This window comes from Candidatus Symbiothrix dinenymphae, from assembly GCF_001431085.1.
Map to the genome: position 1 here is coordinate 1 of NZ_BBRU01000370.1, position 471 is coordinate 471.

Annotated in this window: 1 protein-coding gene; it reads left to right on the forward strand. The window is 55.0% G+C overall.

Annotated features, from left to right (window positions below; all coding sequences use genetic code 11):
- Positions 1-471 (forward strand): hypothetical protein (locus tag ASC50_RS04380; protein WP_158648423.1); only part of this gene is annotated, 471 nt, incomplete at both ends.

Sequence of the window (471 nt, forward strand, 5' to 3'; positions counted from 1 at the left end):
GGGTGTGCCTTACGAATACTCCTATCGCAATGCAGTGTATCAGGTGGGCGAATTTGGCCCCGACAATCCCAATGGCTCCGCCGAGAGCCTCTTTTTGAAACTCGTGAAGGGCACATCCCATGCGCCGGAGCTACCTACATGGCATTTGATGATGCGCAATGTCTATACCATCGCACCCAATCGCAACCTCGACCGCGACAGATTTCGCCTCGACATCAAATATCAGAGCGACACCACGGGCGCGTACCTCAACTATCTCACTGAGGGCGACATTGCCAACCAGTTGCTCCTGCGCGTGGAAAATCTCGACCGCTTGGACACCCGCCAGGAGCCGCATCCGGACGGCTATTTCGACTTTGTGGAGGGCTTCACCGTGCAGGCGCAGGTCGGCAAAATCATTTTCCCGTCGGTGCAGCCGTTCGGCAGTTATCTGCGCAAAAAGATTAACAACGATGCCATTGCCGACAAATA